Genomic DNA, 25,334 nt, shown 5'->3' with positions numbered 1-25,334 from the left:
ATCGGTTCAGGCCTTCGCGCTGCGGCGCTTGCTGCTTTTCTGCGGGCGGTAGGTGGGTTCGGTGATGACTTCGACCTTGCCGCCTGCCTTGCGGAACGCGGCTACCCGCGCGGCCAACGTGGCGGCGTCTTCTGCCTTCTTGGCAGGATCGGTAGGCACGTATCCGGCAGGGCCGGGGACGAGGAAGGGCACCTGTGCGGTCGACCATGCGTCGCGCTGGCTCATGGGGTGGCCTCGCCTTGGTCGGTCTCGGCGTCGATCAGGCCCAGCCCCTCGGGCGGGTTCTTGATCTCGACCACGCCGCAGTCGTTCAACTCGATACCGCGATCAGTCGCTTCCAGCAGGCGGTCATTGCGGGGGGCGCAACGCACCAGGCCCAGGGCCATCAACTGCCACACTGGCTTGGCGGTGAAGGCGTCGCCGGCCTCGGCCTGCAGGCCGGTATAGCCGCGAGCGCCAACCACCAAGCCGCCGTAGCGGATGGTGGATTGCAGGCAAAGCTTCGCCATTGGCGAGAGCATCGCCAGTTCAAGAACAGCCATGGTTGGTTTCCTTAGTGGTCGGCCGGGAGTGGCAGTGCGTCCAGCAGATCGGGCTGGCTGCCGCACAGCTGCAGGCGGTGTGCGCGCTGCGCGATCTCGCGTGCGTATGCGGGGCTAGGGGGAAGGTCCGTAGGCAGTGCGTGGGGCAGGCCGCTGGGACTGGCTACGCCGGTCAACTCCGTGTGCCCTGTGAAGGCAGCAGAACAGACCGGATTCGTGCAATTGAACGAGTCATGGCGCAGATGGTCATGGCTCAGGTGGCTAGTGCGCTTGACCAGGGGGGAGTGGCAGAAATCGCAGCGAAAGACCACCTTCTTGCGTGCACCGTGCGACGACATGACCGGCCCTCAGTTCGACGCGGGATCGATGGTGCCGGCCTTGATGCCCAGCACTACAGCGGCCTTGTGCGCTTCGCCGCGGCGACCCTTGTTGCGACCGGACAGCACCAGCCACGTGGCGCGCTGGTCGAGGTTGTGGGTGCGGGCGAACTCGGCGATAGAGATGCCCTTCCGGTCAAGTTCCTCTCGCACCTGTGGTGCGGTTTTTAGGACAGGTTTGGACATATCGGGCACCAAAGTGTGATTATTGTGTACTTGGGGCAACGATAGTGCGAAAAAGCGCACCAGTCAACATGGAGAGTTCGAAAAATGTCACTTACTGAAGATCCCAAGCTCGGCGTAGGTGCACGGCTGCGCGCGGAGCGCGAGCGCCTGGACCTGAGCCAAGAGGAAATGGGCTCGCGCGCCGGCAAGAACAAAAACACGCAGATGCGTTACGAGACGGGCGTGAACTCGCCCACCGCCGCCTATCTGCATGACCTGGCCGCGCTCGGTGTGGATATCGGGTATGTGTTGACCGGCTTCCCGACAGAACTGGACGACGAGGACGGCGAGATGCTGGCCCGCTACCGGTCGGCGTCGCCTGAAATGCGCTTTGCGGTGCGGCTGATGCTGACGGCACCGAAGGAGGCCGCTGCGAAGCACGCCGAAGCTGGCGCGGCGCCGATGGTGGGCGGCAACAATTCCGGCCAGGTCAATGCGGGCACGGTGACCCAGGGCGATGTCAGCTTCCAGATCGGTTCGCGCAACAAGGGCGGTCGGAAACGCTAGAGCTGAACATTGGACAGCTGATACTCGCTGTTGGCCAAAATATCGACCGTGGCAAGGGCGCCTGTAGAGGTAAACGCGACAGGCGCCTACGCCGTTGCCCAACGTTCAAGTTCAAGGGACGTGGCAAAGCCGGGTCCACCATCAATGGCGTGCATCGTCTTCGCCAACAGTTAGGCCGAGCCGCCGATTGGGGGCTTGATGCCCGCGACATTCACCGCCTGACCGGGATAAGGATCGGCACGGTCTAGTGCCGACTTGAACCATGACGTCGCGGTACCCGTTTCCGGCCGCCGCACGTGGACCGTCACATGCTGCCGTTATTGAGCATCGGCTGAGGGCGAGCTTTCGCCGCCACGCTCCAGCTCCAAGGCAGTGATGAACCCCCCACTGCCGTCGATGGTATGGGTGGCCTTGGCCACCAGCCAGTCGGTGCCATCGATCTCCGGCTTGAACCCGCTGACAGTAACGGCCTGCTCCGGGTAAATATCGGCACGGCCCAAGGCCAGCCGATAGCTCAGCTGCGCGGTGCCACGGTCCAGCCGTCTGAACTCGGCATCAGCGTGCTGCCGCGCTTCCTCTGCCGTGGCGTAGGTGGCCTGCAGCTTCTTCTCGTTCTCGGACGTGCCGACCAGCACGCCCGTGCGACGTGCTGCCTTGCGGTCGCCCCAGTACGCGCGCACGCCGGTGAACTTCTCGCGGTCGGCCACACTGTAGCGGTGCTGGTCGCCAGAGGCGCGAGTGATTTGCACGCCCGGCAGCGGCTGGCCACTGGCCGTGGTGCCAGCGCCGATGGGCGCGAATATCAGCGTGCCGGCCTTCACCGTGGCCATGGCGTCGAATCGCTTGCCAAGCCGCGTCAGCAGGTTGATATCGCTCTCGTTGGCTTGATCGAGGTGTGAAATCTGCACGCTGGCCAGATCCGCGGCGATGGACGAACGCAGCGAATGCTCGCCTGCGATGGTGCCGAGAATGTCGCCCAGGGTGGTGTCGTGCCAGCTGCGTTCGCGGCGGCGACGCACAGCCCCGGTCAGGTCAGCCGAGCGCGCACGAATCGTGATGATGTCCGGCGAGCCGCTGTGTTCTACGTCGTCCACCTTGAAGGTGCCCTTGTCGAACAGGCCGCTACCTTCATAGCCAATGGCCACCTGCAGGGTGACGCCACGGCGCGGCAGCGCAAGCATGCCGTCGTGGTCATGCACGCGCAGATCCACCTGGTCGGCTTCATCCCCACGGCTCTCGGTCAGGGAGAGATCCAGCAGGCGCGGCGCCAGCCGGTCTGTCAGATCCTTGCCATCGAGCACTACCCGCCATGCGGGAATCGGATATGGCGTCGCCCTCATGCGATGGCCTCGCTTGCGCCGTCGTCGTCCCGCTCCAGCTGCATCTGGAAGTCGATCAGGCGCGGCGTGCCATCGTTGAACAGCTCGCGCCGTGTCTCGCTGAGGCTGGTCAGCAGGTACGCGCCGTAGACGCGCCCCGTGCCCTCCACCAGCGCCTGCGGTTTGCCCTGGTCGCCCAGCTCGCGCAGTTTGTCCAGCACCTGCAGGTCGGCCACAAGCTCGCCGGCAATGGTGCCCTGCAGGCTGATGGTGTCATCGCCTGGCCCGACGTACTGCCGGGCCGCGCGGGCGCCAACGCGCTCGCTGCTGGCGTGGCGCCAGGTCATCTGGCGCTGTAGTTCGCCGTAGGCGGCGGTGGAGAGGGAAAACACGAATGTGCCCCAGGTCATCTGCATGGTGGTGGTCCTCAGTCGCTGAGCCGGGCACCGCGTCGGGTGGCCTTGTCGCGCTCAATCTGTTCAATGGTCTGCCGCACCAAGTCCGCGATCTTCTGCTCATCAGATCCAGCTGGTGCGTTGATCTCGATGGTGTAGCTGGAAGCGCCTGTGCCGCCCGCTGCGGCCTGCGCAGCCGCCGGAGCGACCACCGGGGCAGCTGCGGCCATGACGGGCAACGCAGCGGCCCCCAGCGCCAGCCCGGCCGATGCCTGACGCAGTTTGTCCCTGCTGCTGGTGGCACGCGCGGCGGCGGCGGTGTCGCCACCGCGCGCAATGCGTCGCTCGCGCAGCGCATCAAGCCGGGAGGGTGCGGTGTCGCTATCGTTGGCCTGCATGCGCTGAGTCATGCCAGCGCCGATCTGCGTCACGCGCTCGCCCCCAACTGCTGCAGCACGCAGGCGGTCACGGCTGGCGGTGGCACGGGCGGTGTCAGCATCACCACCATTCCGGTCGATGCGTCGTTGCCGCAGTTCATCAAGGCGGCTGGCTGACGCATCGGTGCCGCCAATGCCCGCTTGCTGCATGCGCTCGCCCATGCCGGCGCCGGCCTGCGTAATGCGGTCGCCAACGCTGGTCACCTGCTGCAGCGGCTCGCCCTGACTGCGGTCCAAACCGCCAGCCAGGCCCTGCATGGTGAAGTCGCCAAACTGCGCGAAGACACGCGACGGGCTATGGATGCCGAGCATGCTCTTGAACTTGACCGTCACCCCCTCGGCGATACCGGCGATGGCATCGAACGCCGCGCCACCCATCGACTTCACGCCGTTGATGAGGCCGGTAATCATATCGACACCGGCCTGCATCATCTTCGCGGGCCAGCCCAGCAGGATCTGATTGGCGCCCTCCCACATGGCAGTCAGGCCAGCGCGGATCTTGCCGCCGTCGAGGGTGAACAGGCCCACGATCAGATCCCACGCGCCCTGCAGGTAGGTCCATGCACCGCCGACGGCGTTCTGGATTACCGGCAGAATTGTGGTGAATGCATCGACCAGCCAGCCGATGGCCTTCACCGCCATGCGCAGGTTTACGGTCAGCACGGTGCCCAGGATCTGGCCGAAGCCTCGGCCGGCGTCAGTTGCGCCCTGCAGCTGCTCGCTGGTGGCTTCAAACGGCGTGAACAGCTTCTTTGCCCAATCCCATGCCTGGCTCATGGCGCCGGAAATCGTGTCCCACACCGGGCCGAGCGGTTCAAGCGCGGTCATCAGCTCGGCCATGATCGGGTTGACCACATCGAGCACGCCTTGCCAGACGCCGATCATGAACGCCTTGATCGGCTCCCAGTATTTCCAGACCAGCGCGGCGACCACTGCGACCGCAGCGCCGATGGCCAGCACCGGCAGGCTGATGCCACCCAGCAGCGGCAGCAGCATGCGGCCAACGTTGAACAGCATTGGGAATGCCCGGCCACCCAGCGACAGTACCTGGCCGACCAGCTTGCCAATGCCACCGCCGCCGCTGAGCAGCATCACGGCTTTGTGGATCTGGGTCAGCGCCATGGCGCCGACGCCGCCGGCAACCAGCAGACCACCGAGCGCAGCGGCCAGGGCGGTACCGCCGATGGCCAGCTTAGCGATGGTGGCCACCAGCTGCGGGTTCTTCGTCACCCATTCGGCCATCCGGTCGGCGACCTTGGCCACACGCGCTGCCAGTTCCTTTACCGTCGGCAACAGCGTCTTGCCGAGGCGCTGGGAAAGCACGGTGGCGCTGTTCTTGAGCAGCACCAAGCCGTTCTCTGCCGTGCCCACGCGCGCGGCGTATTCGGCGTTCATCGACCCGCCGTACTTCTGCGCGTCGGTGACCTTGCCGAAGTTCTCTTTCAGCAGATCGAGGTTGGTCAGCAGCGGCGCGATCGCGCCAATGGATTCGCGGCCGAACAGCTGCGTCATCGTCGCCGCCTGCTCGGCCTTGGGCAGCTGCTTGAGCTTTTCCAGTACCTGCAGGATCGCGCCGCCGGCGTCGTCCTGCATCGCCTTGGCCATATCGCCGGCCTTCAGCCCCAGCTTCTCGAACGATGCGATCTGGCGCGAGGTCGCCGCGTCGCCCGACGACAGCGTGAGCAGCATGTTCTTGATGCCGGTGGCAGACACTTCGGACTCGATACCCATGCCGGCGACGGTAGCGCCCAGCGCAGCCAGCGGGCCGCTGCCGAGGCCGGCCACCTCGCCCAGCGCACCGATGCGGTTCACCACCTCGCTGATCTTCTGGACGCTGGCCGGGCCGGTGTTGCCCAGGTAGTTGATCTTGTCGGCCAGCACGACAACGTCGTCCTGACCCATACGGAACGCGGTACGCCATGTGGCCATCGTCTGGCCGGCGTCTTCGGCCGTTGTGTCGAAGGCCACGCCCATCTTCGCCGCATCCTCGGCGAAGCGCGTCAGCTCGTTGCTGGCGATACCCGCCTGACCAGCGGCTGCGACGATCTTGGCGATATCGGTGGGCACCATCGGCAAGCGGCGCGACAGTTCCTCAATGTCGCGGCCCATCTTCTCGAAGCCGTCCGGCGTGTCGAAGTCCACCACCTTTTTCACATCGGCCATGGCCGACTCGAAGCTCATGGCCTGCGCAATGGGCAGCGTCTGCGCGCGCAGGGCGCCGAACGCGGCCAGCGCTACGCCGGTGCCGTGGGCAGCCGCGTTCATGCCGGCGCTGTGGATCTTGCGGCTACGGGCCTGCGCCGCATCGAGCGCAGCCAAGCGCGTGCGCTGGGCATCCATCTGCGTCGAGACGGCGGCAATCTCGCCTCGCAGCTTGCGCTCATGGGTGCCGAGCTGCCGCGTGCTGATGCCGGCGCGGTCCAGACCGCTACGCAGGCGCTGCAGCTCCACCGACTGCTGCTGATGCTGGCCCTTGAGTTGGGCGGCGGCGGCGCGCGCCTGGTTGAACTCACGACTCAGCTTGCGGGTAGGGGTGCCGGCCTCTTTGATCTGACGGGCGAGAGCGGCAACGCGCAGCTGCGCGGCCAGGTGGCTCTGTTCGGTGGCACGCACAGCCTGCTGCTGCTGACGGTAGGCCGCAACGTCACGCTGGGCGGCATTGAGGCGCCGTAGGTTGGCCTGTTGTTCCTGCAGGGCAGTGGACAGGCCCTTGCTGCCGGCCATGACCTTCTTGAACGGGGCGCTGGCACGGTCGAGTGCTTCCAGCACCACCTGCAGGCGAAGGTTGCCGCCGCTCATGCGACGACAACCGATGCGGGTCTTACGGCGTCGTGGTGTCCGTAGGATCGGCTACCAGCGCGGCCAGGAGGCGACACGCAGCGCTGAACGCCCACAGCAACAGCCCACCGACCGTGGTCAGCAGAAACAGCGCAAAGACGATGGCGATAAGGGTGTCCATGGGCGGACTGTATCACTGCTGGGCTCCACTTCGTTCATAGGCGCGCTGACGCCACTGGATCAATTCAGACAGGGAGAGGGCCGAAAGCTCGGTGAGGGTAAAGGAGAAAATCACCGCGACATCGGCCATCAGATCCTCTACGCAGACAGGGATTCCCTCTCTGCTTTCGGCACGAAAAAATCGCCGATGACGCGCGCAAACTCGATCAGATCGGCCGGTTCCAGCTTGCCGGCGTCGGCGGTGGTCAGGATCGGCTGGCTGATGCGCGGCAGGACCGTGGTCAGCGCGGTCACATCCATCTGTGCCAGGTCGAACAGCTTGATGCCGCGAAGGTCACCGGCGGTCGGCTTGCGCAGGCGAACTGAGCGGATCACCTGCTCGCCGCGCTGGATCGGGGTTTCGAGCACGATCACGTTGGTGCCGGTGGTTTCGTCGGCGACGGTGGTGGTGGGTTCGGTGTTCATGGTGTGTCTCTCACAGGGTTGGCCCAGCCATGGGAACGGCTGGGCAAGGGGGGGAAGGGATCAGGCGCCGATGGCGCGACGCAGGGCGGACTGACGGTCAACGCCGTTGACCATGAAGACCATGCCGACCAAGTCGATTTCGATCTCGGTGCGGCCGTTGACGGTCAGCTTGTAGTAGCTGGCGGTGGTCTTGACGCTGAACTCGGTGTCATCGCCGACCTTGCCGGTGCCGGCGTCGATCTCGGTGTGGCGGCCGCGGATGACGATTTCGACCGAATCCACCTCGCCGCTGTCTTCGCGCTGGTAGCCGCCGGCAAAGCGCAGCTGCACTGCGTTGTGCGAGACGGCGCCGTACTGGCGCAGCACATCGAGCATCAGGCCGCCGCATTTCCATTCGGCTTCGATCTTTTCCTGGCCCAGGTCGATGTCGATGGGGCCGAGCATTCCGCCGGCGCGGTATTCCTCCATCTTGCGAGTCAGGGTCGGCAGCTTGAATTCGGTGACCTGGCCGATGTAGCTCAGGCCATCGTTGAACAGGTTGAGGTTTTTGAGCTTGCTGGGCAGAGCCATGGCATGGATTCCTTATGCGGCCTTAGCCGCTGATGCGGGCCGGGAAGTCGGCGAAGTAGCGGTCGGTGATGCGCTGGTTCAGCTGCAGGCTTTCCAGCGGCGGTACCGGGGTGTAATCGAAGTCGATCACCAGCTGGCCGCTGGCCAGCGACTGCGACGGGTTGGCGCCATCGTCGTACCAGGCACTGGCGCCGATCAGATAGCCGGCATAGACCAGCTCGCGGAACTTGGCGTTGATGCTTTCCAGCAGATCGCGGACCAGCGTCGGGTGCAGCGGTTTGTCGATGTAGATTTCCTGCGCCTCGGCGATGGTGTCGGCGAGGATCTGCGCGGTACGGGTTGCCGTCTCGAACTGGAACAACGGGTCTTCGCTGCAGGTGCGCGAGCCCCAGAACTTGTAGCCGTTGGAATTGACGAGGGTGGTCACGTCGCCGGCGTTGAGCAGGCCTGCATCCGTGTTGGGGTCTTGCAGATCCCAATGCACGTCGCGGCTGATGCCGGTCACGCCGGCAACCGGTACGTTCGAGATGGACTTGTGCCAGCCCTGCTGCTGGTCGGTCATGGCGCGCACGCCCAGTGCACGGGCGACGGCGAAGGCCATGCCGGTCGAGGAGGAAGTGGTGTTGAACGCCATGAAGTCGGGGTAGATCAGCATCAGCTCGCGGGCCGCGAACTGCTCGCGGTAGGCGATGGCTTCCGACACCGTGGCGCTGGCGGCGCAGCTGGCGTAGATCATGGCGCGCAGCTTCTTGGCGATGGGAACCATGGCGGCGGTCACCGGCTGGGTGTCCAGCCCCGGCGCGCCCAGGATGCGCGGACGGACGCCCAGCTGTGCCTGTGCAACCAGCAGTGCGTGCAGGCCGGTGTAGCTGCCGCCATTGGCGCCGCCGATGACCTTTGCGGTGGTGTCGGTGTCATTGCTGGCACTGGCCACGCGCACCACGACCACAATCGGGTTGCCCTGATCGGCGATGCCTTGCAGCGTGGCGCGCAGGGTGCCGGTCATGCCGGCTTTGCCGACTGCGCTCAGCACGTCGGTAATCAGCACCGGACGATCCAGCGGGAAGACGGTCTTGTCTGCGTCTTCGCCCGTGCAGACGACGCCGATCACGGCGGTGGATACGGTACGGATCGGCCGGACGCCGCCGTTGATTTCGATGACGCGAACGCCGTGATGATAGCCACTGGCGGCCATGGGCTTCTCCTTCGGTTAGGGGGTGTGAAAGCGGAGTGGTACGGAAAGGCGGGTGTTGCGCGAAGCGCCGCTCGGTGTGGCCAGCTGGCCCTGTAGATCGAGGACGAACGAGCCGGCCACGTCGCCGTGGGCCAGGTCGATACGGGTGAGGCTGATGCGCGGCTCCCAACGCATCAGCGCGGTGGCCGTGGCGCCGAACAGGCGCAGGCGGGTCTCATCGTTGAAGGGCTGGTCGATCAGCTCGGGCAGCAGCGAGCCGTACTCGCGGCGCTGCACGCGCGAGCCGATGGGCGTGGTCAGAATGTCGGCGATGGACTGGCGCAGGTGCGCCAGGTCGTCGCTGAAAACGCCAGTGCGGCCGTCCATGCCGATCATGCCGGCGCCCCGGTGGTGCCACCGCCCGGCTGCACGCCGGGGTGCTTGTGCTTGGTCAGGCTGATGCCGGCGGCAGTCACGTCATCGGACACTTCGACCTTGCCGCTGACCGTCACCGCGCCTTCAATGCGGGTGGCGCCCTTGATAGTCACCGGGCCGGTGATGGTGGTTCCGCCGTCGGCGGTGATGGCGACGGTTCCGCCGGCGGGTAGAACAGCGGACAGTGCGTGCGCGTCGTGGTCATAGCTGACCACGGCGCCATCCTTGAACTGGATCAGGGTCAGGCTTGCGCTGGCCGAGGGTGCTGGGTACTGCGCGCAGTACAACCCTCGCAGCACGATGGCGTTGGCCAGGTCGCCATCGCAGCACAGCAGTGCCACCTGCTCGCCACTACTCGGCGGTGCCCAGGTGCGCAGCTCGCCAGCGGCAGCGCTGAACCACGGAAGGAAGTCGGTGTGCGCCTCGCCTGTCTGCACGCGGCACAGATGCCGGGCGTAATCGACCTCGGTCACCACGCCGTCGCGGAGCAGGTTGTTGATCTGTTGGGGCAGCGCACTATCCATGCCCCCATGTTCCCGACGCCCCTTCGCGCGCGCACGTGGCGCGGGCGGTAGATAGGGCTGCTACAACGGCGGGCGAGCGTGTCGCGCCGCCGAGATCCGATCAGTACCGGATCAGCTGGCCGGTGGAGCATCCTCCGGCTCGGCCACTGCGGTGGCAACCCACATTTCTGTCGCGTCGTCGTAGGTGATCGGCGCGCTGCGGTTTGACGGCGGGGCGTGGTCCGTGACCGACGGCGGCAGGTGCTGGCCACGCGTCACCGGGGCCGCAAAGGTGCCATCGGCCTTGTTCCAGATCGGCCGGCCGCTGTAGTCGGGGAGCAGTACCCACGCGGCCTTGCCATCGTCCCACGCGTTGCACTGTGGCGTGGTGCCATCGAGCCGGAACGGCTCGGCAAGGGTGAGCCCTTCGGGCAGCAGCTCCCCCAGCGTGAGGCGGTTCGGAACCGGCATCGCGGTGCGGGTGTCCCACAGCATCCGGTTGCGGTAGTCGGCCACCACATCCCACCGCTTACCGTCGTCGGAAAGGCGCAGTGCCTGGCACTCGCCAGCGCTTCGCTTGGGTGCCACGTCCACAGTGCGCTCCGGCAGGTGCCAGGCGCCGTCCGGGGATGGCTGCAGCCGCACCGCGCCCATGTAGGCGCGGGTGATGGGGTCGAAGGCGTGGGCAAAGCGGGGTTGGTTGGACATGCTCCGTTCCTCAGTACGTGATGCAGTAGATCATTCGCAGACCTGCAGCCAAGTTGCGTTCGCCGCCAGTGCTGTCCACGGTGACGGTGTGCGAGTGAGCGCCACCGCTGGCAGCAGTTGCGGTATGGGCGTGGTCGCCGACTTGGGCGATGGAAATGTCGTGCGAGTGAGCGCCTGCCCCATTCATGCCGATGTTGTGGCCGTGACCACCAGCGCCGTCCGTGGTGAAGCTGTGCGCATGACCACCGGCCGGGCTGGTGTTCGGCCAAGGATTGTCGTTATCGGCATTACCGCGTGAGCCGGGGTGCTGGCCGTAGTCGGCGCCCCACGGGTAAGCGATGCCCGACTCGGCGAAGGCGGTCAAATGCTGGTGATCGCCTATCCAGGACGTGCCGCCGGTGTGCGCGTGATGACCCTGTTGGTCGGTCCAAGCACCATGGGCATGGTCGCCAACCGCGCTGGCGCTCGCGCCATGGGAGTGCGCGCCACCAGCTGCGACGCTTACGGTGTGGGTGTGCGCGCCGGCGCTCGCGGCGCTACCGGTGTGGGTGTGGCCGATCACTTCGCCTACGGTCGCGGTGCCGACCGACTCGGGCTTGGTGGTGTGCGCGACGACGGCACCTTCGTGCATGTTCGGCAGGTTGAAGGTCGTCTTGCCGTCGCCCGAACCGTAAAGCGTACCGATGGCGGCAAACAGGTCCGCATACGTGGTTCGGGACACGGGGGCGCCGTCGCACAGCAGGGTGCCGGCCGGGGCGCTTTTGCCGGCAAACATGATGACCTGGCCAGCGATGCGATTGGCCTTGGTGGTCGGCTCGAAGTTGCCCGAATGCCAAAGGCCCTTCCCATCCCAGCGAATGCCAGCCTTGGTGACGCTCAACTGGCCGACAACGGAGCCGCCGCCGTTTGGGCGCAGCAGAACCTCGCCATCCAGGGCATCGGGGGCAAGCACTGCGTACTTTGCGCCGCCGATGAATCCGTTCGACGTTGCCTTGAATGACGGGGCCGTAACGGCTCCGGTGAAATCGGCACCGGCAAGGCTTGCCTTGGTGGCTGGGTTGAAATTGGCATCTGTCCACACCTCCGCCCAAGCCTTCCAGCGTTGATCGGCCGCTGCGGTATCGCGGCGCGAGCGCAACCAGAAGCGGTTCCCGCCGCCGTAGTCGGCAGCGAGGGCAAGGCCACGGGAGTTGTCATAGCTCGGTAGCGACCAGGCGATGGTGTACTGCGCCGGCATGGTGGTAGGCGAGGGGTTGCCCTGCCTGTTGATTCGCAGCGCGTTCCACGTATCGACCCAGGTGTCATCGTTGTTGGTCGGGGTGAGATAGGCCACGCGCGCAGCTACATCCGCTGCGGACCCGGCGCCAATCTCGGCCAGCGTGAACGATACGTTCGCGCCACCATTCACCGACTTGGACGCATCGCCGATCTGGATCGTGCGCGCAGTGCCCCACGTTGCGGTAGTGATGCCGTTGGCGCCGTCGAAGTTGGTCCCATTGATCGCGCGTGGCGCCGCGAGTTTGCTGGCGGTGTCAGCGTTGCCCGTCAGCTTGCCCCTGAACTCGGCGGCGCTGATCCAGCTGCCGGTGGGGTTAAGCACGATCTTGCTGGCGTTGGCGGTCGTGGTCAGTCGAAACTCTTTTCCACCGGTGCTGTCGTGCAGCTCCAAGCCGGTGAGGCCGTCAACGCCTCCCTGCTTGAACTGCCACGGACGCTGGGAATAGAACTCAAGCAGCACGCTGCCATCGCCCGTGCCAGTACCCACACGCGCACTGGCCATCTCCGCCACGCCGTTCTTGTAGACCACCAGCTGGCCGGCTGGGCTGGTGTTGCCATTGGGGCGCAGGTAGACGAAGCCACCGTCGGCACTGGCGGCGGCAGACAGAACCACGCTGCCGACCGCGCTACCGCGCAGCGCCGCCCCGGTGCTACCAAGGTCGATGGTCTGATCGTCTGCCAGTGCCGCACCCAGGGCGAACGTCTGGCGTCGGCCCCAACGGTTTTCGGTGGCATCGATCACCTTGCGCAGATCGCTGACGTAGGCCAGCGGCTGCGCAGTGGCATAGATGATGCCCGCAGGTTCAGTGGCGACATACGTGCCAACGCCGTTGAAGGTTGCGCCGGTCGCGTTCACGACACGAACCGCATGGCCTTGGTTGTACTCGCGCTGCTGCATCCACAGTTCGACGCCGGTGGACTTGCCGGCGCCGTCCGTAGTCAGGGTGAGGCCGAATTGGGATGGGCGGTCGAGCGCGTCGCCAAGGCCGGTGCGCGTCTGGTGAACCATGGCATCGACCAGGGCTTGCGTCAGGACCGTGGTTGTCTCGCCGTAGGTGCGCGTCGAGGCCGCGATCTGTTCCCACACGTAGCGTGGACTGCCGATAGCGCCATTGGTGATCTCCAGCATCAGGATGCTTGCAGCGGCGCCGCGCCACGGCAGGGTGCCGAGCTTGATCCATCGAATCTGGTTCGAGTTGCTGGGAATCACATCGAAGGTCTGCACCTTCCCCACCTGCGGGAAGTCGGCGGCGTGCATGCCGTCGAGGGTGTCGGCGTCCAGCCCCTTACCGTGGCCCATGTCCTTCAGCGCGGCGCCTCTCACTTCAAGGGCACCGCGGATAGCCGCCGCCGTGGCCAGCGCCAGCACCGTCTTCACGAACGGAGTAGGTGCGTTCGCGCCGAATCGGCTATCGAGCGTCGCTTTCAATCCGCGAGCGGTGACTGCGCGCACGGCGTCCGCGCCCGAGATGGTCTCGGGACCGTCTGCCAACTCGACTACGCCGGCAAACGATTCCGTGGCCGGCGGGTTCAGGAACTGTGTGCTGCCGAACTTGATCTGCGCCGTGTCGATATCGGCGAACACCACGTCGGCCGAAAGCAGCAGCGTGGAGATGCTCGCCTTCTCCATGATCGCGTCGGCCTGGCCGTACACGGCAAACAATGTGCCGTCGGCCAGGTAGAGGCCGAAGCCGCGCAGCGGGTATTTGTCGGTGCCGCTGTCCTGCAGCGTGACGTGGATCGTGTCGGCCGCAACCGACTCGCCGCCGAAGCTGGTCATCCGCTTGAACTCCCCCGGCAGCTGCGTCATCGCCGCAGTGGGGGTGAAGCCGGTGGAGGTCAGCCCGATCTGAGAAATCAGCACCGTGTTGGTGCCGGTGTTGGTGCCGTTGACCAGCTTGGCGCGGCCGGCGTTGGTGATCTTCATACGCATGGGGGTCAATCTCCGGTCATCGTCAGGCGGCGGTAGACCGCCGCCTGGGCACCTGCGACGGTTCCGACTTGGCTGTCGGCCTGAATGCCTTGGGTGAAAGTGAAGTGCGAGCGCACGGGCTTGGTGCGGTTCACCGCGTCCACGATCTGGTGGACGAACTCGGCTGACGACTCCTGTCCGCCGTCGCCGCTGATGGTCAGAAACAGGTTGAACGTGTGCGGCTCACCCTGCGGCGTTGTCTGCCACCACTCGCGGATCTGCATCTGACCGCCAAAGCTGGCGATCAGGTCTGCGATGCTCTTGGCGGTGCCCTTGTGGCGCTGGATCTGGAACGAGCTGGCGATGCGGGCGCGCTTGATGCGCTCTGGCCAGTTGCTGTCCCAGGTGTCCACGGACACGCTCCACGCGAGGAACGGCAGGAACTCCGCCGGGCAGTTCCACGGGTTCCAGAGTGTGTCGTGAACCATGGGCACTGCCGACAGCTGAGCATCGGCGCGCTCCACTGCGCGTTCCAGCCGCGTCGAGTTGGGGGGCAGTAGGGACGTGGCATCAGGCATCGGTGCCGCCGTGTTCGATCACCACGCTGGTGCAGAACGGCGCCGACTGCGCATCCACCGGCATATCCGCCGTGGGCATCTGCAGCTGCACGCGGTGTACGCCATCGACGTGCAGGGCGGAGTAGAGCGCCGACAGGGGCACGTCGCGGCCCAGGCGCTGTGTCTGCTGCAGGAACAGCGACACGCGGCGGCGGGCCTCGGCCAACACCAGGGCGCTGTCAGGACCGTTGAAGGTGACCAGCCGTGCGCGGATCTCGAAGGGCTTCACGGTGGCCGGGGCCACGGTCACGTAGTCGGTCAGGGGGCGCACGTTGTCGTTGAGCAGCGCAGCCTCGACGGTCTTCAACAGCGCCGCCGACGGTGTGCCGTTGCCCTGCCGCGACAGCACCGTGACCACCACCTTGCCCGGCGATGGACTGGCCACGCTCGCATCGAGCACGTCCGGATGCGCCGACAGCGTGTGGAAGATGTAGGCGCCCTCGGGACCGGCCACCGACAGGCTTTCCGGCGCCAGCTGGATGCGGCGGCGAAACGCGGTGTCGTTCTCGTAGACGGCCGGGGTATTGGTCTTGGGATCGGCTGGGGTCAGCAGCTTGCGCTGTACGCCGAACGGCACAGCGAGGTTGTCCAGATCGGCGCCGTTCGAGTAGGGCAGCAGCAGGCCGCGAGCGCGCTGGTTGAACTGCTCGCGCAGCACCAGCTCGCGGTATGCGCTGGCCTGCAGCAGCTTCATCACCGGATCGGATTCGACCAGGGCGGTGTAGTCGGGGCACAGGCGCCGGAACTCGGTCAGGCGCTCGGCCAAGATGGCCTCGAACGTTCGCTGCTCGAAGATGTCCGGCGCCGGCAGCTTATCGACTTCGATGGCGGTAAATGAGGACACGGATGCACCGGCTGATGGGTCCGGTCCAGATTCCCATCGCGCGCGCGCGAGGCCGTGGAATGTGGCGTGTAGCGCCGCCGCTTACGCTAGAGCGTGTGCAGGTGATCGAGGATCAGCTCGCGTATCAGCTGTTCGTCGGCATTGGTGAAGCCGAGCAGCACGCGGCGCGCGTAGGTGACGCGGGGACCACCTTTGCTCACGCTATCGGTGCGGCCTTCTTGGTGGATGCGAGCAATGCGCGAGACGCGCCCCGCGAAGCCAACAGCCGCCTCGTTGGCGCTGCCGCGCACCCGCAGGTGCTTGGCCTGCCGGATCTTGCCGAACATGGCGCCGCGCTTGATGCGGCCCGCTTTGGCCCGGCGCGGGGGTGTGTTGCGGCGCCTGGCAAACGGTGTGCCGTCAGGGTTCTGCTGGCCGGCGATGCGTTTCTGTTGCGAGCGGCGCACGGCGGTACCGACCTTGCGAGCCAGGCGGCTGCGCTCGGCAGGCTTGAGCCGCTGCAGCAGCGGTGCCACCCATGCCTCAAGGCGCTGCAGATCCTCGCTCACGCGTCGACCGCCGGCAGTGTTGCCAGCAGCTGGCCATCGGCCACCAGCGGGCCGCCAGCCAGCGAATGGCGGTGTTCCCACTCTGCGGGTGGCTCGGGCAGGTACTGCAGCTGGAACACGCCGGCATCGTCCTGCGCGACACGCACGCGCTCCGTGAGCGGCAACCGAATGGCCAGGTCGACAACGGTGTCGCTCAGCACATCCACCTCGAAGGCCAGCTTCTCGCGGTTGTCGGGGTTGGCCAGCAGCTCGGGCTGGTGCCGCGTCAGCCACTGCAGCAGCGGCACCATGACGGATTCCGGTGGGCCGGCGAAGTCGCGCAGGATCAGTTCGAGGGTGTAGCGGTACTGGAAGGACAGGCCCGCCGTGAAGCTGGCCACCAGCCCGCCGTCGTCCACGAACACCAGCAGGCGTTCCGGGTCGGTGGCCAGTGACGGCATGGCCGCGACCAGGTGCTGGCGGAGCAGTTGGGGCTTCTTCATCGCCGCGCGCACTCGGCCAGGGCGGTGTGCAGCTGGGTGACCAGCTGCTGCAGCGCCGTCACCTGCTCGGCGGCGGCGTGGTACTGGCCGTAGTTGGCTGCGGTGGTTTCGGCGACGGCAGAGAGCGTAGCGCCGGCAGCGGGCGCATCAGGATCGCCGGCAGTTCCGGTGGGGGCGATGCCTGCCGCAGCGGCGTTGTGGAGCTGCACGAAGCCAACAGGCACAGCGCAAGCGGCATCAGCGGTCGGAGTGACATAGACGGGAACCTCTTTGGTGATGGTGTCGCCGCGCTCGCGCACCACCTGTACGCGGTCCACGTACTTGGTCACGACGCGGGTGGTGCCCTGTGCCAGTTCCAGCTTGCCGGCCAGATCCTTCTTCTCGGCGTTGGCACTGGCCAGGGCGACGTTGGCTTGATCCAGCGCGGTGGTGGCACGGTTCACCCGCGCCTGCTGGCAGCTGAAAAGGCCGGCGGTGGCCGCGATCAAGGTGGCCAAGGCGAGGGCGCGGTAGAGCATCAGCGTGCGCCCAGCGCGGCCAGGGCGCGCGTGGTGCGTGCGGTGCGGTCGGCCATCCCGTTCGGCGTGGCGCGGCTGCGGGCATTGCCCAGGTTGACCACCCGGCTGACGCTCAGCACGTCCCGCTGGTCGGCGTAGGCATTGAGGCGGTTGTCGTGCCAGAACGCGGCCGCTGCCATGGCGCCGATTTCCGGCTCGATCAGCAGGGCGGGCATCTCTTCCAGCGGCTGGCCGATCAGCTGGCCGATGTGGCGGTAGTTGCCCCGGCCGGTGTGCATCATCGGGCCACGTCCGCGATAGACGAAGCCGTCGCCGCTGGCCTCGTTGCCGTTGCCGTTGCGGTTGGCATAGACGCGGTTGCCCAGCTTCGCCGGCTGGTGGACGAACGCAGCGGCCTCGGGGCCTTCCACGTACTTGCCGAACACTTCGAGCAGGCGCTCGCGGCTGTAGCTGAGCGATTCCTCAACACGCGACAGGCTCAGGCTCTCGTGGCCGACCTGCGCGAGGAAGTAAGCGGCGCGCACGGGCGTGTTGATCCCGAAACGCTTCATGGCCGCATTGAAGGGCGCCACCCAGCGCTGAGCGCGGGCCAGCGGGCACTGCATGATTTGCGCCAGTTGTGGGGCGGTCAGCACGTCAGTTGCTCCCGAACAGGTGCGCGACGTTGCCGCGCGAACGATAGGTGGCCACCAGCAGGACCAGCAGTAGCAGCAGCTGCCAGACGGTGACGTGGGCACGCGCGCCCTGCAGCATGATCTGCAGCGCCAGGCCGCCGGTGGAGGCGATCAGCAGCCATGCGCACCAGGCGATGGCGGGGCGGTGGTTGGCGCCGGGTGCTGGCCGGTAGGTCAGCAGGCGGACGCAGATGGCCAGGCTGCACAGCAGCGTGGCAGTGGTCAGGAACTCAGCCATCGGAGCCTCCACGCGGCAGGCGGGTCACATCAGCGGTGCGGCTGCGCTCGATCAGGCTTAGGGTCAGGGTGACGATGACCGCCGCACAGATGAACGCGGCAAGGCCAGTGGACACCACGCCGAAGCGCTGCATCACCTCGGTACCGCCGAGGTAGCCGGCCACGACGCTGATGGCCAGATACACCAGGCGCTTCCAGATCGGCAGGTTCTTGGCCGACACGACGAACAGGGTGGCGCCGGCGAACGCGCCCAGGAACGCATCGGTTTGGATCCCCGGCAGGATCGACGCAAGGCCGACCCCCGTTGCCAGTGCTGCCATGCTGCCGGTAGAGGTTGGTTCGGTCATCATCAATCCCATAGCTGAACAAGGGGGCGCATCGCGGCGCCGGTGGACGGTGCGGGTACGTCGGGTAGCTCCACGACAGTGCCGATGGGCAGGACCGGCCCATGCAGGCTGATGCCGTAGTTCAGTGCGTGCGCCTTCTCGACCATGCCGGCGGTGGTGCCCAGGTGCCGGTGGCAGAGCGCGTCGAGCGTGTCGCCCTGCATCGAGACGACGCGCATCAGATCAGTTCCACCGTGACGCGCGGCAAGCCCTGCAGGTCGCAGATGGCGTTGCGCAGATCGCGGCGGATCTCATCAATGGTCGGTGTCAGTTCCTCCGCACGCTGGTTGCCTTGTGCGGTGGCGTCATAGGAGCGGTAGCGCTCGTGCAGTTCGACGGCGGTGGCGCAGCCGACCGCGCGCAGGAACAGATGCACCAGCCGCGTGCTGCCGTCGATCACCTGCGCGGGCACATCGGCCAGGGCGGTGTAGCCGGCGGCTTCCTTGCCTGCCTGCCACGCTTCCAGTTCCCGCGTTACGTCCATGACGGCCGACACCACAGTGCTGCGCATCCGGGGTGCCGGGATGTCGCCGGGGACACGGATCGCTTCACGCAGCACGGCCACGTCGATTTCCGGCCAGAAGGCGCCGGCGGTGACGTTGGGCTGTTTGGTGACAGGTGATGCGTTGGCAACAAAACCGCTCATGGTGGCCTCGTAGGTCGCCGGTGGTCGGGGCGTCACACCAAGGGAGAGTGGTCTTGGTGATCGGCCCCGAGCCGGCGGGGTTGCGGGGTACGCTCGGTGTGAGGTCAGTCGTTGGACTGACTGGCCTCGAACTTCTTCTGCAAACGCTCGGCGCGCTTGAGGTCTTCCTTGCCGCCGCAGCTGTCGTGCAGCTGGATGGCCCTCCGCAGATCCTCGACCGCCTTGTCAACGCCCTCCGCATTCAGCGGTGCCTCTTCGCTGTCGGTGGCCAGCAGGCCGCGAGCGCGGGCCAGCAGCAGCCGGGCGCGGACCTGATCGGGCATGTCGTGACCGTCGGTAACTTCGACGGCCCGGTTCAGCACGCCGAGGTCGAACGCTGCGCCCGTCTTCAACGCGTTGAGCGCGGCGATGCCGATTTCCTCGGCTACGACGCAGCCGGCGGTGCGCTCGAATCGGTCGGGCATTGCCAGGCCGTGGGCCAGTACGTAGGCGGCGATGTTCAGCGCCGCGTCGTACAGCCCCGCGTCGATGTTCCACAGCATCAGCGTGGACACCACGTCATCCTGGCCACCTGCATCGGCAGCGAGGACACCCTCGATATACGCATCGTAGGTCGGCAGCAGGGCGGCCTTGAGTTGGCCCTTGGCCTGACTCGACTGGATCTGTTTCAGTCGAGCGCGGTCGGTGGCCATCTGCAGCAGGGTCTGCTGATAGATCGGCGTGCCCTCCATCAGGTTGCTGCCCGCTGCGCGCTTGGCGGCTTCTTCGGCCTCCACGCGCTGCAGGTGCCGCTTGGCGGGACTGTCGGCCATGGGCTTAGCCTCCGACCTTCGGAGCTTCATCCTGCTCAACGAGCTTGATGTTCTCGACCACAGCGCCACGGCCATAGTCCTCGACCACGTAGCAGTCGTTGGAAGACTCGAAGTTCGCCACGCGGTTCTTCTCCGGCTCTTCCTTGATGTAGCGGCGGCGGCCGTCGATCTGCCAATAGAGGGACAGGTTGTCCAGCGACGTGACCAGCAGAGCATCGGCCGGCATGAAGGGAACAACGACCGGCTGCAGTCCACCAATGCGTTTGGTGCCCAGCACCAGATCCGCGGCCAGCTGCTCAGTGGGCTTGTTGTCCTGATTGATGATCGGGAAATACTTGTCATGCACCAGGTTGCGGCCGAGCACGACGACCAACGCCGGATCTTGCTGATGCCACGGGTCGATCAGGTTGGACACCACGTCCATGACAAGCGCGTCGAGGTTGGCGTAGTCACGCGTCGCCTTGTCGGCGCCGCCGATCAAGATCTTGTCGCCGGCCTTGCCCTTGGCCATCACACGCTTGGCGGAATGCTCGCGGTACTTCTGCAGCCAGCCCTTGTTCACATCCTGCAGCAGCGGGTTGGTGGAGCTGTTGGTGGTTGGTGCAATGCTCGTGCCGTTGAACCCGACCATGATGCGGTCCAGTGCCTGGCGCTGGATGATCGCGTCGCGCAGCACGGTCTGGAAGTTCTTCTGACGTGCCCACGCGTCGAGGCGTGCGTAGGGAATGGCGGTGTCGTAGTTGGTCTGCACACACTCGTAGCCGGTCTTGTCGAGTGCGGTCACATCCGCCGGTTCACGTTTGCCATTGCCGCTGGTGTCGGTGCGGCCGGCGATGGTGCCACTCACACCCACGCCAATCTTCTCGCCCTTGAGGTCGATCACGCCGGGCATGTTGATGGCGGACAGGAAAGCGCTGCTCTCCTGAATGCGCTGCTCAATGGTCTGCTGCACGCTCGGCTCGACCGAGAACGACAGGGCGGCAGATTCGATGTTGTTCAGCTCCGCCACGCGACGGGTGAACTGGTTGAACTGTGTGCGGGTTTCGGTACGCATTGCGTTGCTCCGTGAGTAGGGGGCCGGTGGGGATCAGCAGTCGGTGGCGTCGCCGACGTTGCCGCCGCTGCCGGAAATCTTCGGGCGCTGGTTGAACGTCTGCGGGGTGTCATCGAGCGTCTTGCGGACGCCGGCCACCTGCGCGGTGAGGTTCTGAACCTTGGCGCTCAGGCTGCGGTTCTCCTCGGCCAGCTGCTCGAGGCGTTCGTCCTGGGCGTTGAAGGTCGCCAGCAGCTGCTCGGCAAACTTGCCTGCGTCAGGTGCGGCGTCGTCCTTCGGTTCCGGTGCCGGCTTGGGCAGCAGCCCAATGCCCGAGAGCAGGATGGCCATCTTGCTCGGGCGCGGCGCCGGCTGCTCGACTTCATCGAAGGCGATTTCCGTTTCCTCCAGCGCCGTGAACAGGTTGTCGGGTGCCTGCTTGCGAGATGCGAGCGGATTCTTGTCCGGGTTCTGAGCGGCGAATGCCAGCATTTCCGTGCCCAGGCTGGCCGGGGTGTCGGTCACGGCCAGTCCCTGCAGGTATGCCTTCCCGGTGTCGGCGAACTTCGGCGCAATCTCGATGCTGGTGTAGAGCTTCTGCTTGTCGTTGTTGACCATCGCCACCAGGGCGTCGGTCGGCTCGATCTGGGCGAACAGGGCCAGCTTCTTCACGCCGCCCACTTCGACCTCTTCGGCCTTCACGGCCAGGACGTCGCCGAACGCCTTGAACGGGCCGTCGGGCATCAGGCTGCGCAGGTGCTCCACCCAGATGCGGGCGCCGTACAGCTGCGGATCGTAGGACGCGGCCATATCGGTGATGTGCTGACGCTCGATTACGCGGCCGTCGGTGGTTGCGCCTTCGACGGCGACGCGGAAGAACTTGGAACGCAGCTTCTTTTTGTCGGTCTTGCCGGCCATTTCGCCCTCTGCTGGTGTCAGTGCGCATCGGTTCTCGATGCGATGACCCATGGTCGAATGAGGGCGAGGCTGCAGCAACGCACAGAGCGTGTAAGCCGCTGTTCTACGTGGGTTTTCCGTGTCGCGCGCGCGTGGCGCCGGGCAACCTGTTCACGTGACCAGCGTAGCCGAAAAACTCCACGTCGATCCACGACGCCAAGCCAAGTTCCTGTACTGGATGGGGTGGCGCGTGTGCGATATCGCCAGCCTGATCGGCGAGAATGAAAAGACGATCCACAGCTGGAAGGCGCGAGACGAATGGGACCGCGCCGATGCCGTGGAGCGCATCGGTGGTGCACTGGAAGCGCGTTTGGCCATCCTGATCCACAAGGAGGGGAAGACCGGCGGCGACTTCAAGGAAATCGATCTGCTGCACCGACAGCTTGAGCGGCAGGCTCGCATCCAGCGATACCAGGGCGGCGGCAACGAAGCCGATCTGAATCCTGCGGTGGCCAACCGCAACGCCGCGCCGAAGAAGAAGGCACGCAAGAACGAGTTCAGCGACGAAGAGATCGAGCGCCTGCAGACGGCGTTCGTGGATGGCTGTTTCGACTACCAGCGGGATTGGTATCGGGCTGGCAACGAACGCACGCGGGTGATCCTGAAATCCCGCCAGATCGGCGCCACCTACTACTTTGCGCGCGAGGCGCTGATCGACGCGCTGACCACGGGTCGCAATCAGATTTTCCTCAGTGCTTCAAAGAGCCAGGCCCATATCTTCTTGGGCTACATGCGCGGCTTTGTACGTGAGGTGCTGGACCGCGATCTGACCGGCGATCCGATCACCCTGGCCAACGGTGCCGAGCTGTTCTTCCTCGGCACGAACGCCCGCACCGCGCAGGGCTACCACGGCAATTTCTACTTCGACGAGTTCTTCTGGACCCATGGCTTTAACCAGCTGAACAAGGTCGCCAGCGGCATGGCGATGCACAAGAAGTGGCGCAAGACCTACTTCAGCACGCCATCGACCATGGCGCACGAAGCGTTCGATTTCTGGACCGGCGACCGCTTCAACAAGGGGCGCCCGGTTTCCCAGCAGATCCAGATGGATGTGAGCCACGCGCGGTTGATGGGCGGGCGCCGCTGTGAAGACGCCATGTGGCGCCAGATCGTGACCGTTTTGGATGCGGCAGGCCGAGGCTGCGACCTGTTCGATATCGAGGAACTACGCCGCGACTACAGCGCCGAGGAATTCGCCAATCTGCTGATGTGCGAGTTCGTGGACGACAGCGCCAGCATTTTCCCGCTCACCATGCTGCAGCCGTGCCAGGTCGATAGCTGGGTGGAGTGGGCCGACGACTTCAAGCCGCTGGCCATTCGCCCCTACGGCGACCGCGCGGTGTGGATCGGGTATGACCCGGCCGAGACAGGCGACAGCGCGGGCATCGTCATTGTGGCCCCGCCGCAGGTGCCCGGCGGCAAGTTCCGCGTGCTGGAACGCCATCAGTTCAAGGGCATGGACTTTGCGGCGCAGGCTGCTTTCATCCAGCAGGTTACCAAGCGGTATTGGGTGACCTACATCGGCATCGACGCGACCGGCATGGGCACCGGCGTGGCGCAGTTGGTGCGCCAGTTCTTCCCCGGAGTGACGATCTTCAACTACTCGCCCGAGGTGAAGACCCGTCTGGTGTTGAAGGCGTTCGATGTCATCAAGAACGAGCGTCTGGAGTACGACGCAGGGTGGACCGACGTCACGCAGTCGCTGCTGGCGATCCAGAAAACCATTACCCCGAGCGGGCGCCAGGTCACCTATACGGCCGGGCGCTCGCGCACCACAGGCCACGCCGATCTGGCGTGGGCACTCATGCACGCACTGCAGAACGAACCGCTGGAAGGCGGCGCCGCTGCGCGCGGCTCCATGGAGATTTTCTGATGACTGACTCTGACCAGGGCGCTACCGCGACCGCGCCTGCCGGCGTCGAGGCGTTCACCTTTGGCGACCCTACGCCGGTGCTGGACTCGCGCGGCATCCTCGACTATCTCGAATGCTGGCGCAACGGGCGCTACTTCGAGCCGCCTGTGGATCTGCATGGGCTGTCCCGCACCACGCGGGCCAATCCCTATCTGCACAGCGGGCTGACGTTCAAGCGGAACATGCTGGTCAGTACATTCCGCCCGCACAAGCTGCTCAGCCGCGAGGCGTTCGCACAGCTGGCGTTGGACTACATCACCTTCGGCATGGCCTACGTTGAGCGGCGCCGCGCTATGTCCGGTGTCAATCACTCCCTGGCAGTGCCGCTGGCCAAATACGTCCGCCGAGGCGTGGAACCGGGCGAGTTCTTTCAGATCCGCGCCGGTCAGATTGAACATGAGTTTGCTCGCGGCGATGTGTTCCAGCTGCGAGAGGCAGACGTTGACCAGGAGATTTACGGGCTACCTGAGTGGATGCCGGCGGTGCAGTCGGCCCTGCTGAACGAATCGGCGACGCTGTTTCGCCGGAAGTATTACAACAACGGTTCGCACGCCGGGTTCATCCTGTACCTGACCGACTCGGTGACCGAGAAAGACGATGTGGACGGCATCCGGAATGCACTGCGCGAGTCGCGCGGGCCGGGCAACTTCCGCAACCTGTTTTTGCATTCGCCGGGCGGAAGCAAAGACGGGTTGAAGCTGATCCCCGTCAGCGAGGTTGCGGCGAAGGACGAGTTCACCGGGATCAAGAGCGTGACCCGTGACGACATGCTGGCCTCCCTACGCACACCGCCCCAGCTACTGGGCATCGTGCCGCAGAACAGCGGCGGGTTCGGCTCGATCCGCGAGGCGGCGACCGTGTGGACTGCGATGGAACTGTCACCCCTGCAGACGCGGCTGACCGCGCTCAACGAGTGGCTCGGCGATGAGGTGATCCGCTTCAACCCCTTTGAGCTGGGAGCGGCAGCATGATGACCGGTCGCCAGAACCTGCGCTGCGGCGCTTGTGCCCGACTGCTGGCCAGGGCCGCCGGCGACTATGACCTACAGATGAAATGCCCACGCTGTGGGGATATGAACCATATGAAGGCCCAGAGCCTCTCCACGGATCGCCGCGAGCGACACCACGAAGAAGGCTCTACCCATGAAAAACGAACTGATCCACGGCGATGCACTGAGCGTCCTGCCGACCCTGCCGGCCAACAGCTTCGACGCCCTCATCACTGACCCGCCGTATGCCAGCGGTGGCGTGCATGCCTCTGCCCGCCAGCGCAGCCCGAACGAGAAGTACATGCAGAGCAGTGGGCCGTATCTCCATGCTGACTTCCCCAGCGACGAACGCGACCAGCGCTCACACCTGGCATGGATGCAACTGTGGTTGGCGCAATGCAATCGCGTCCTGCGGGATGGCGCGCCGGTGTTGCTGTTTACCGACTGGCGGCAACTGCCGCTGACCACGGACGCGCTGCAATGCGCCGGCTTTACCTGGCGTGGTGTCGCGGTATGGGACAAGACGGGCGGCGTGCGACCGCAGCGTGGCCGATTCTCCAACCAGGCCGAGTACGTCGTGTGGGGTAGCAAGGGCGGGATGCCGCTGGGCCGGGCTGCGCCAACGCTGCCGGGCGTGTTCCGTGAGGCGGTGCGCAAATCCGACAAGCACCATCTGACCGGTAAGCCGACCGACCTGATGCGTCAGCTGGTGCGGATCTGCGAGCAGGGCGGGCGCATCCTCGACCCGTTCGCCGGCTCGGGCACGACGCTGGTGGCTGCGGATCTTGAGGGCTACAGCTGGACCGGCATCGAGATGACCGGGCACTACTTCGACGTGGCGCGTGCCCGACTGCCCAGCCCCTAAGCCTTTACGC

The 25,334-nt window shown here is 65.8% G+C and carries 34 protein-coding genes; 5 read left to right on the top strand and 29 right to left on the bottom strand.

What is annotated here, in order from left to right; genetic code table 11:
- Nucleotides 1-6 precede the first annotated feature (6 nt).
- The 4 genes from CR156_RS14440 to CR156_RS14425 are packed head-to-tail and all read right to left on the bottom strand — an operon-like array spanning nucleotide 7 to nucleotide 1,072.
- Nucleotides 7-225 (bottom strand): hypothetical protein, encoded by a 219-nt coding sequence (locus CR156_RS14440; RefSeq protein ID WP_032975115.1) that lies wholly within the window; start codon nucleotides 223-225, stop codon nucleotides 7-9.
- Nucleotides 222-542 carry a hypothetical protein gene (locus CR156_RS14435; RefSeq protein WP_100553332.1) on the bottom strand — a complete coding sequence of 107 codons (321 nt, stop codon included), beginning with the start codon at nucleotides 540-542 and terminating at the stop codon, nucleotides 222-224. Before CR156_RS14435 ends, CR156_RS14440 begins: the two co-directional genes overlap by 4 nt.
- Before the next feature lie 11 nt (nucleotides 543-553).
- Complete coding sequence (locus tag CR156_RS14430; RefSeq protein WP_108724049.1) at nucleotides 554-880, bottom strand: ogr/Delta-like zinc finger family protein; 327 nt, start codon at nucleotides 878-880, stop codon at nucleotides 554-556.
- A gap of 9 nt (nucleotides 881-889) precedes the next feature.
- Complete coding sequence (locus tag CR156_RS14425) at nucleotides 890-1,072, bottom strand: helix-turn-helix domain-containing protein (protein WP_207764201.1); 183 nt, start codon at nucleotides 1,070-1,072, stop codon at nucleotides 890-892.
- A 117-nt stretch (nucleotides 1,073-1,189) separates the two neighbouring features.
- Here CR156_RS14425 and CR156_RS14420 point away from each other — a divergent pair, with 117 nt between their 5' ends.
- Nucleotides 1,190-1,651, top strand: coding sequence for a helix-turn-helix domain-containing protein (locus tag CR156_RS14420; RefSeq protein ID WP_100553331.1), 462 nt, complete (start codon nucleotides 1,190-1,192; stop codon nucleotides 1,649-1,651).
- 317 nt (nucleotides 1,652-1,968) lie between these two features.
- On the opposite strand, the gene CR156_RS14415 is transcribed toward CR156_RS14420, so the two are convergent.
- The 25 genes from CR156_RS14415 to CR156_RS14300 all read right to left on the bottom strand — a co-directional run bounded on the left by CR156_RS14415 (nucleotide 1,969) and on the right by CR156_RS14300 (nucleotide 21,520).
- Entirely contained in the window at nucleotides 1,969-2,991 is a 1,023-nt protein-coding gene (locus CR156_RS14415) for a phage late control D family protein (RefSeq protein WP_100553330.1), read from the bottom strand.
- The gene (locus tag CR156_RS14410) at nucleotides 2,988-3,386 is read right to left on the bottom strand and encodes a phage tail protein (protein WP_100553329.1); all 399 of its coding nucleotides are present in this window, start codon (nucleotides 3,384-3,386) and stop codon (nucleotides 2,988-2,990) included. The genes CR156_RS14415 and CR156_RS14410 overlap by 4 nt, the downstream gene beginning before the upstream one ends.
- Before the next feature lie 11 nt (nucleotides 3,387-3,397).
- Entirely contained in the window at nucleotides 3,398-6,601 is a 3,204-nt protein-coding gene (locus tag CR156_RS14405; protein ID WP_100553328.1) for a phage tail tape measure protein, read from the bottom strand.
- Nucleotides 6,602-6,623: 22 nt separating this feature from the next.
- Nucleotides 6,624-6,761: a hypothetical protein gene (locus CR156_RS22985; RefSeq protein ID WP_165780998.1), complete on the bottom strand. Its 138-nt coding sequence runs from the start codon at nucleotides 6,759-6,761 to the stop codon at nucleotides 6,624-6,626.
- Between the two features lie 12 nt (nucleotides 6,762-6,773).
- Nucleotides 6,774-6,890, bottom strand: a complete 117-nt coding sequence (locus CR156_RS14400; protein WP_100553327.1) for a GpE family phage tail protein — start codon at nucleotides 6,888-6,890, stop codon at nucleotides 6,774-6,776.
- An 8-nt stretch (nucleotides 6,891-6,898) separates the two neighbouring features.
- Nucleotides 6,899-7,225 carry a phage tail assembly protein gene (locus tag CR156_RS14395; RefSeq protein WP_100553326.1) on the bottom strand — a complete coding sequence of 109 codons (327 nt, stop codon included), beginning with the start codon at nucleotides 7,223-7,225 and terminating at the stop codon, nucleotides 6,899-6,901.
- A gap of 60 nt (nucleotides 7,226-7,285) precedes the next feature.
- Nucleotides 7,286-7,795 carry a phage major tail tube protein gene (locus tag CR156_RS14390; RefSeq protein ID WP_100553325.1) on the bottom strand — a complete coding sequence of 170 codons (510 nt, stop codon included), beginning with the start codon at nucleotides 7,793-7,795 and terminating at the stop codon, nucleotides 7,286-7,288.
- Between the two features lie 22 nt (nucleotides 7,796-7,817).
- Nucleotides 7,818-8,990, bottom strand: a complete 1,173-nt coding sequence (locus tag CR156_RS14385; protein WP_100553324.1) for a phage tail sheath protein — start codon at nucleotides 8,988-8,990, stop codon at nucleotides 7,818-7,820.
- 15 nt (nucleotides 8,991-9,005) lie between these two features.
- Complete coding sequence (locus CR156_RS14380) at nucleotides 9,006-9,365, bottom strand: GPW/gp25 family protein (RefSeq protein ID WP_100553323.1); 360 nt, start codon at nucleotides 9,363-9,365, stop codon at nucleotides 9,006-9,008.
- Nucleotides 9,362-9,928 (bottom strand): phage baseplate assembly protein V, encoded by a 567-nt coding sequence (locus tag CR156_RS14375; RefSeq protein WP_100553322.1) that lies wholly within the window; start codon nucleotides 9,926-9,928, stop codon nucleotides 9,362-9,364. The genes CR156_RS14380 and CR156_RS14375 overlap by 4 nt, the downstream gene beginning before the upstream one ends.
- Before the next feature lie 111 nt (nucleotides 9,929-10,039).
- Entirely contained in the window at nucleotides 10,040-10,615 is a 576-nt protein-coding gene (locus CR156_RS14370; RefSeq protein ID WP_100553321.1) for a hypothetical protein, read from the bottom strand.
- Between the two features lie 10 nt (nucleotides 10,616-10,625).
- Entirely contained in the window at nucleotides 10,626-13,826 is a 3,201-nt protein-coding gene (locus CR156_RS23195; RefSeq protein WP_243381834.1) for a tail fiber protein, read from the bottom strand.
- Nucleotides 13,827-13,831: 5 nt separating this feature from the next.
- Nucleotides 13,832-14,383: a phage tail protein I gene (locus CR156_RS14360; RefSeq protein ID WP_100553320.1), complete on the bottom strand. Its 552-nt coding sequence runs from the start codon at nucleotides 14,381-14,383 to the stop codon at nucleotides 13,832-13,834.
- A complete protein-coding gene (locus tag CR156_RS14355; protein ID WP_100553319.1) occupies nucleotides 14,376-15,266 on the bottom strand; it encodes a baseplate assembly protein in 891 nt (296 codons plus the stop codon). The genes CR156_RS14360 and CR156_RS14355 overlap by 8 nt, the downstream gene beginning before the upstream one ends.
- Before the next feature lie 86 nt (nucleotides 15,267-15,352).
- Nucleotides 15,353-15,814 carry a phage virion morphogenesis protein gene (locus CR156_RS14350; RefSeq protein WP_100553318.1) on the bottom strand — a complete coding sequence of 154 codons (462 nt, stop codon included), beginning with the start codon at nucleotides 15,812-15,814 and terminating at the stop codon, nucleotides 15,353-15,355.
- Nucleotides 15,811-16,296, bottom strand: a complete 486-nt coding sequence (locus CR156_RS14345) for a phage tail protein (protein WP_165780997.1) — start codon at nucleotides 16,294-16,296, stop codon at nucleotides 15,811-15,813. Before CR156_RS14345 ends, CR156_RS14350 begins: the two co-directional genes overlap by 4 nt.
- On the bottom strand, nucleotides 16,293-16,814 hold the full coding sequence (locus CR156_RS14340) for a hypothetical protein (RefSeq protein ID WP_100553316.1): 522 nt from the start codon (nucleotides 16,812-16,814) through the stop codon (nucleotides 16,293-16,295). The genes CR156_RS14345 and CR156_RS14340 overlap by 4 nt, the downstream gene beginning before the upstream one ends.
- Complete coding sequence (locus tag CR156_RS14335; protein ID WP_165780996.1) at nucleotides 16,814-17,449, bottom strand: glycoside hydrolase family 19 protein; 636 nt, start codon at nucleotides 17,447-17,449, stop codon at nucleotides 16,814-16,816. The genes CR156_RS14340 and CR156_RS14335 overlap by 1 nt, the downstream gene beginning before the upstream one ends.
- Before the next feature lies 1 nt (nucleotide 17,450).
- Nucleotides 17,451-17,726 (bottom strand): phage holin family protein, encoded by a 276-nt coding sequence (locus CR156_RS14330; RefSeq protein WP_100553315.1) that lies wholly within the window; start codon nucleotides 17,724-17,726, stop codon nucleotides 17,451-17,453.
- On the bottom strand, nucleotides 17,719-18,072 hold the full coding sequence (locus tag CR156_RS14325; protein WP_033833603.1) for a putative holin: 354 nt from the start codon (nucleotides 18,070-18,072) through the stop codon (nucleotides 17,719-17,721). Before CR156_RS14325 ends, CR156_RS14330 begins: the two co-directional genes overlap by 8 nt.
- Before the next feature lie 2 nt (nucleotides 18,073-18,074).
- Nucleotides 18,075-18,290: a tail protein X gene (locus CR156_RS14320; RefSeq protein ID WP_033833604.1), complete on the bottom strand. Its 216-nt coding sequence runs from the start codon at nucleotides 18,288-18,290 to the stop codon at nucleotides 18,075-18,077.
- Nucleotides 18,290-18,757, bottom strand: a complete 468-nt coding sequence (locus tag CR156_RS14315) for a head completion/stabilization protein (protein WP_100553314.1) — start codon at nucleotides 18,755-18,757, stop codon at nucleotides 18,290-18,292. The genes CR156_RS14320 and CR156_RS14315 overlap by 1 nt, the downstream gene beginning before the upstream one ends.
- 104 nt (nucleotides 18,758-18,861) lie before the next feature.
- The gene (gene gpM / locus CR156_RS14310; protein ID WP_100553313.1) at nucleotides 18,862-19,569 is read right to left on the bottom strand and encodes a phage terminase small subunit; all 708 of its coding nucleotides are present in this window, start codon (nucleotides 19,567-19,569) and stop codon (nucleotides 18,862-18,864) included.
- A 4-nt stretch (nucleotides 19,570-19,573) separates the two neighbouring features.
- Nucleotides 19,574-20,623: a phage major capsid protein, P2 family gene (locus tag CR156_RS14305; RefSeq protein ID WP_100553312.1), complete on the bottom strand. Its 1,050-nt coding sequence runs from the start codon at nucleotides 20,621-20,623 to the stop codon at nucleotides 19,574-19,576.
- A gap of 33 nt (nucleotides 20,624-20,656) precedes the next feature.
- On the bottom strand, nucleotides 20,657-21,520 hold the full coding sequence (locus tag CR156_RS14300) for a GPO family capsid scaffolding protein (protein WP_100553311.1): 864 nt from the start codon (nucleotides 21,518-21,520) through the stop codon (nucleotides 20,657-20,659).
- A 154-nt stretch (nucleotides 21,521-21,674) separates the two neighbouring features.
- Between CR156_RS14300 and CR156_RS14295 the strand changes: the two genes are divergently transcribed.
- The 4 genes from CR156_RS14295 to CR156_RS14280 are packed head-to-tail and all read left to right on the top strand — an operon-like array spanning nucleotide 21,675 to nucleotide 25,324.
- Complete coding sequence (locus CR156_RS14295; protein ID WP_165780995.1) at nucleotides 21,675-23,432, top strand: terminase ATPase subunit family protein; 1,758 nt, start codon at nucleotides 21,675-21,677, stop codon at nucleotides 23,430-23,432.
- Complete coding sequence (locus CR156_RS14290) at nucleotides 23,432-24,442, top strand: phage portal protein (RefSeq protein WP_100553309.1); 1,011 nt, start codon at nucleotides 23,432-23,434, stop codon at nucleotides 24,440-24,442. Before CR156_RS14295 ends, CR156_RS14290 begins: the two co-directional genes overlap by 1 nt.
- Nucleotides 24,439-24,696, top strand: coding sequence for a Com family DNA-binding transcriptional regulator (locus tag CR156_RS14285; RefSeq protein ID WP_331273765.1), 258 nt, complete (start codon nucleotides 24,439-24,441; stop codon nucleotides 24,694-24,696). Before CR156_RS14290 ends, CR156_RS14285 begins: the two co-directional genes overlap by 4 nt.
- Entirely contained in the window at nucleotides 24,614-25,324 is a 711-nt protein-coding gene (locus CR156_RS14280) for a DNA-methyltransferase (RefSeq protein WP_100553308.1), read from the top strand. Before CR156_RS14285 ends, CR156_RS14280 begins: the two co-directional genes overlap by 83 nt.
- Nucleotides 25,325-25,334 lie beyond the last annotated feature (10 nt).

Origin of the sequence: Stenotrophomonas lactitubi (assembly GCF_002803515.1) — a bacterium.
Taxonomy (GTDB): Bacteria; Pseudomonadota; Gammaproteobacteria; order Xanthomonadales; family Xanthomonadaceae; genus Stenotrophomonas; species Stenotrophomonas lactitubi.
This window is presented reverse-complemented; position numbering and strand designations above follow the sequence as displayed.

Bases quoted from the DNA above. Each gene is read 5' to 3' on its own strand.
- CR156_RS14440 (WP_032975115.1), bottom strand. From the start codon at position 225: ATGAGCCAGCGCGACGCATGGTCGACCGCACAGGTGCCCTTCCTCGTC.
- CR156_RS14435 (WP_100553332.1), bottom strand. From the start codon at position 542: ATGGCTGTTCTTGAACTGGCGATGCTCTCGCCAATGGCGAAGCTTTGC.
- CR156_RS14430 (WP_108724049.1), bottom strand. From the start codon at position 880: ATGTCGTCGCACGGTGCACGCAAGAAGGTGGTCTTTCGCTGCGATTTC.
- CR156_RS14420 (WP_100553331.1), top strand. From the start codon at position 1,190: ATGTCACTTACTGAAGATCCCAAGCTCGGCGTAGGTGCACGGCTGCGC.
- CR156_RS14415 (WP_100553330.1), bottom strand. From the start codon at position 2,991: ATGAGGGCGACGCCATATCCGATTCCCGCATGGCGGGTAGTGCTCGAT.
- CR156_RS14410 (WP_100553329.1), bottom strand. From the start codon at position 3,386: ATGCAGATGACCTGGGGCACATTCGTGTTTTCCCTCTCCACCGCCGCC.
- CR156_RS14405 (WP_100553328.1), bottom strand. From the start codon at position 6,601: ATGAGCGGCGGCAACCTTCGCCTGCAGGTGGTGCTGGAAGCACTCGAC.
- CR156_RS22985 (WP_165780998.1), bottom strand. From the start codon at position 6,761: ATGGACACCCTTATCGCCATCGTCTTTGCGCTGTTTCTGCTGACCACG.
- CR156_RS14400 (WP_100553327.1), bottom strand. From the start codon at position 6,890: ATGGCCGATGTCGCGGTGATTTTCTCCTTTACCCTCACCGAGCTTTCG.
- CR156_RS14395 (WP_100553326.1), bottom strand. From the start codon at position 7,225: ATGAACACCGAACCCACCACCACCGTCGCCGACGAAACCACCGGCACC.
- CR156_RS14390 (WP_100553325.1), bottom strand. From the start codon at position 7,795: ATGGCTCTGCCCAGCAAGCTCAAAAACCTCAACCTGTTCAACGATGGC.
- CR156_RS14385 (WP_100553324.1), bottom strand. From the start codon at position 8,990: ATGGCCGCCAGTGGCTATCATCACGGCGTTCGCGTCATCGAAATCAAC.
- CR156_RS14380 (WP_100553323.1), bottom strand. From the start codon at position 9,365: ATGATCGGCATGGACGGCCGCACTGGCGTTTTCAGCGACGACCTGGCG.
- CR156_RS14375 (WP_100553322.1), bottom strand. From the start codon at position 9,928: ATGGATAGTGCGCTGCCCCAACAGATCAACAACCTGCTCCGCGACGGC.
- CR156_RS14370 (WP_100553321.1), bottom strand. From the start codon at position 10,615: ATGTCCAACCAACCCCGCTTTGCCCACGCCTTCGACCCCATCACCCGC.
- CR156_RS23195 (WP_243381834.1), bottom strand. From the start codon at position 13,826: ATGCGTATGAAGATCACCAACGCCGGCCGCGCCAAGCTGGTCAACGGC.
- CR156_RS14360 (WP_100553320.1), bottom strand. From the start codon at position 14,383: ATGCCTGATGCCACGTCCCTACTGCCCCCCAACTCGACGCGGCTGGAA.
- CR156_RS14345 (WP_165780997.1), bottom strand. From the start codon at position 16,296: ATGAAGAAGCCCCAACTGCTCCGCCAGCACCTGGTCGCGGCCATGCCG.
- CR156_RS14340 (WP_100553316.1), bottom strand. From the start codon at position 16,814: ATGCTCTACCGCGCCCTCGCCTTGGCCACCTTGATCGCGGCCACCGCC.
- CR156_RS14330 (WP_100553315.1), bottom strand. From the start codon at position 17,726: ATGGCTGAGTTCCTGACCACTGCCACGCTGCTGTGCAGCCTGGCCATC.
- CR156_RS14325 (WP_033833603.1), bottom strand. From the start codon at position 18,072: ATGACCGAACCAACCTCTACCGGCAGCATGGCAGCACTGGCAACGGGG.
- CR156_RS14320 (WP_033833604.1), bottom strand. From the start codon at position 18,290: ATGCGCGTCGTCTCGATGCAGGGCGACACGCTCGACGCGCTCTGCCAC.
- CR156_RS14315 (WP_100553314.1), bottom strand. From the start codon at position 18,757: ATGAGCGGTTTTGTTGCCAACGCATCACCTGTCACCAAACAGCCCAAC.
- gpM (WP_100553313.1), bottom strand. From the start codon at position 19,569: ATGGCCGACAGTCCCGCCAAGCGGCACCTGCAGCGCGTGGAGGCCGAA.
- CR156_RS14305 (WP_100553312.1), bottom strand. From the start codon at position 20,623: ATGCGTACCGAAACCCGCACACAGTTCAACCAGTTCACCCGTCGCGTG.
- CR156_RS14300 (WP_100553311.1), bottom strand. From the start codon at position 21,520: ATGGCCGGCAAGACCGACAAAAAGAAGCTGCGTTCCAAGTTCTTCCGC.
- CR156_RS14290 (WP_100553309.1), top strand. From the start codon at position 23,432: ATGACTGACTCTGACCAGGGCGCTACCGCGACCGCGCCTGCCGGCGTC.
- CR156_RS14285 (WP_331273765.1), top strand. From the start codon at position 24,439: ATGATGACCGGTCGCCAGAACCTGCGCTGCGGCGCTTGTGCCCGACTG.
- CR156_RS14280 (WP_100553308.1), top strand. From the start codon at position 24,614: ATGAAAAACGAACTGATCCACGGCGATGCACTGAGCGTCCTGCCGACC.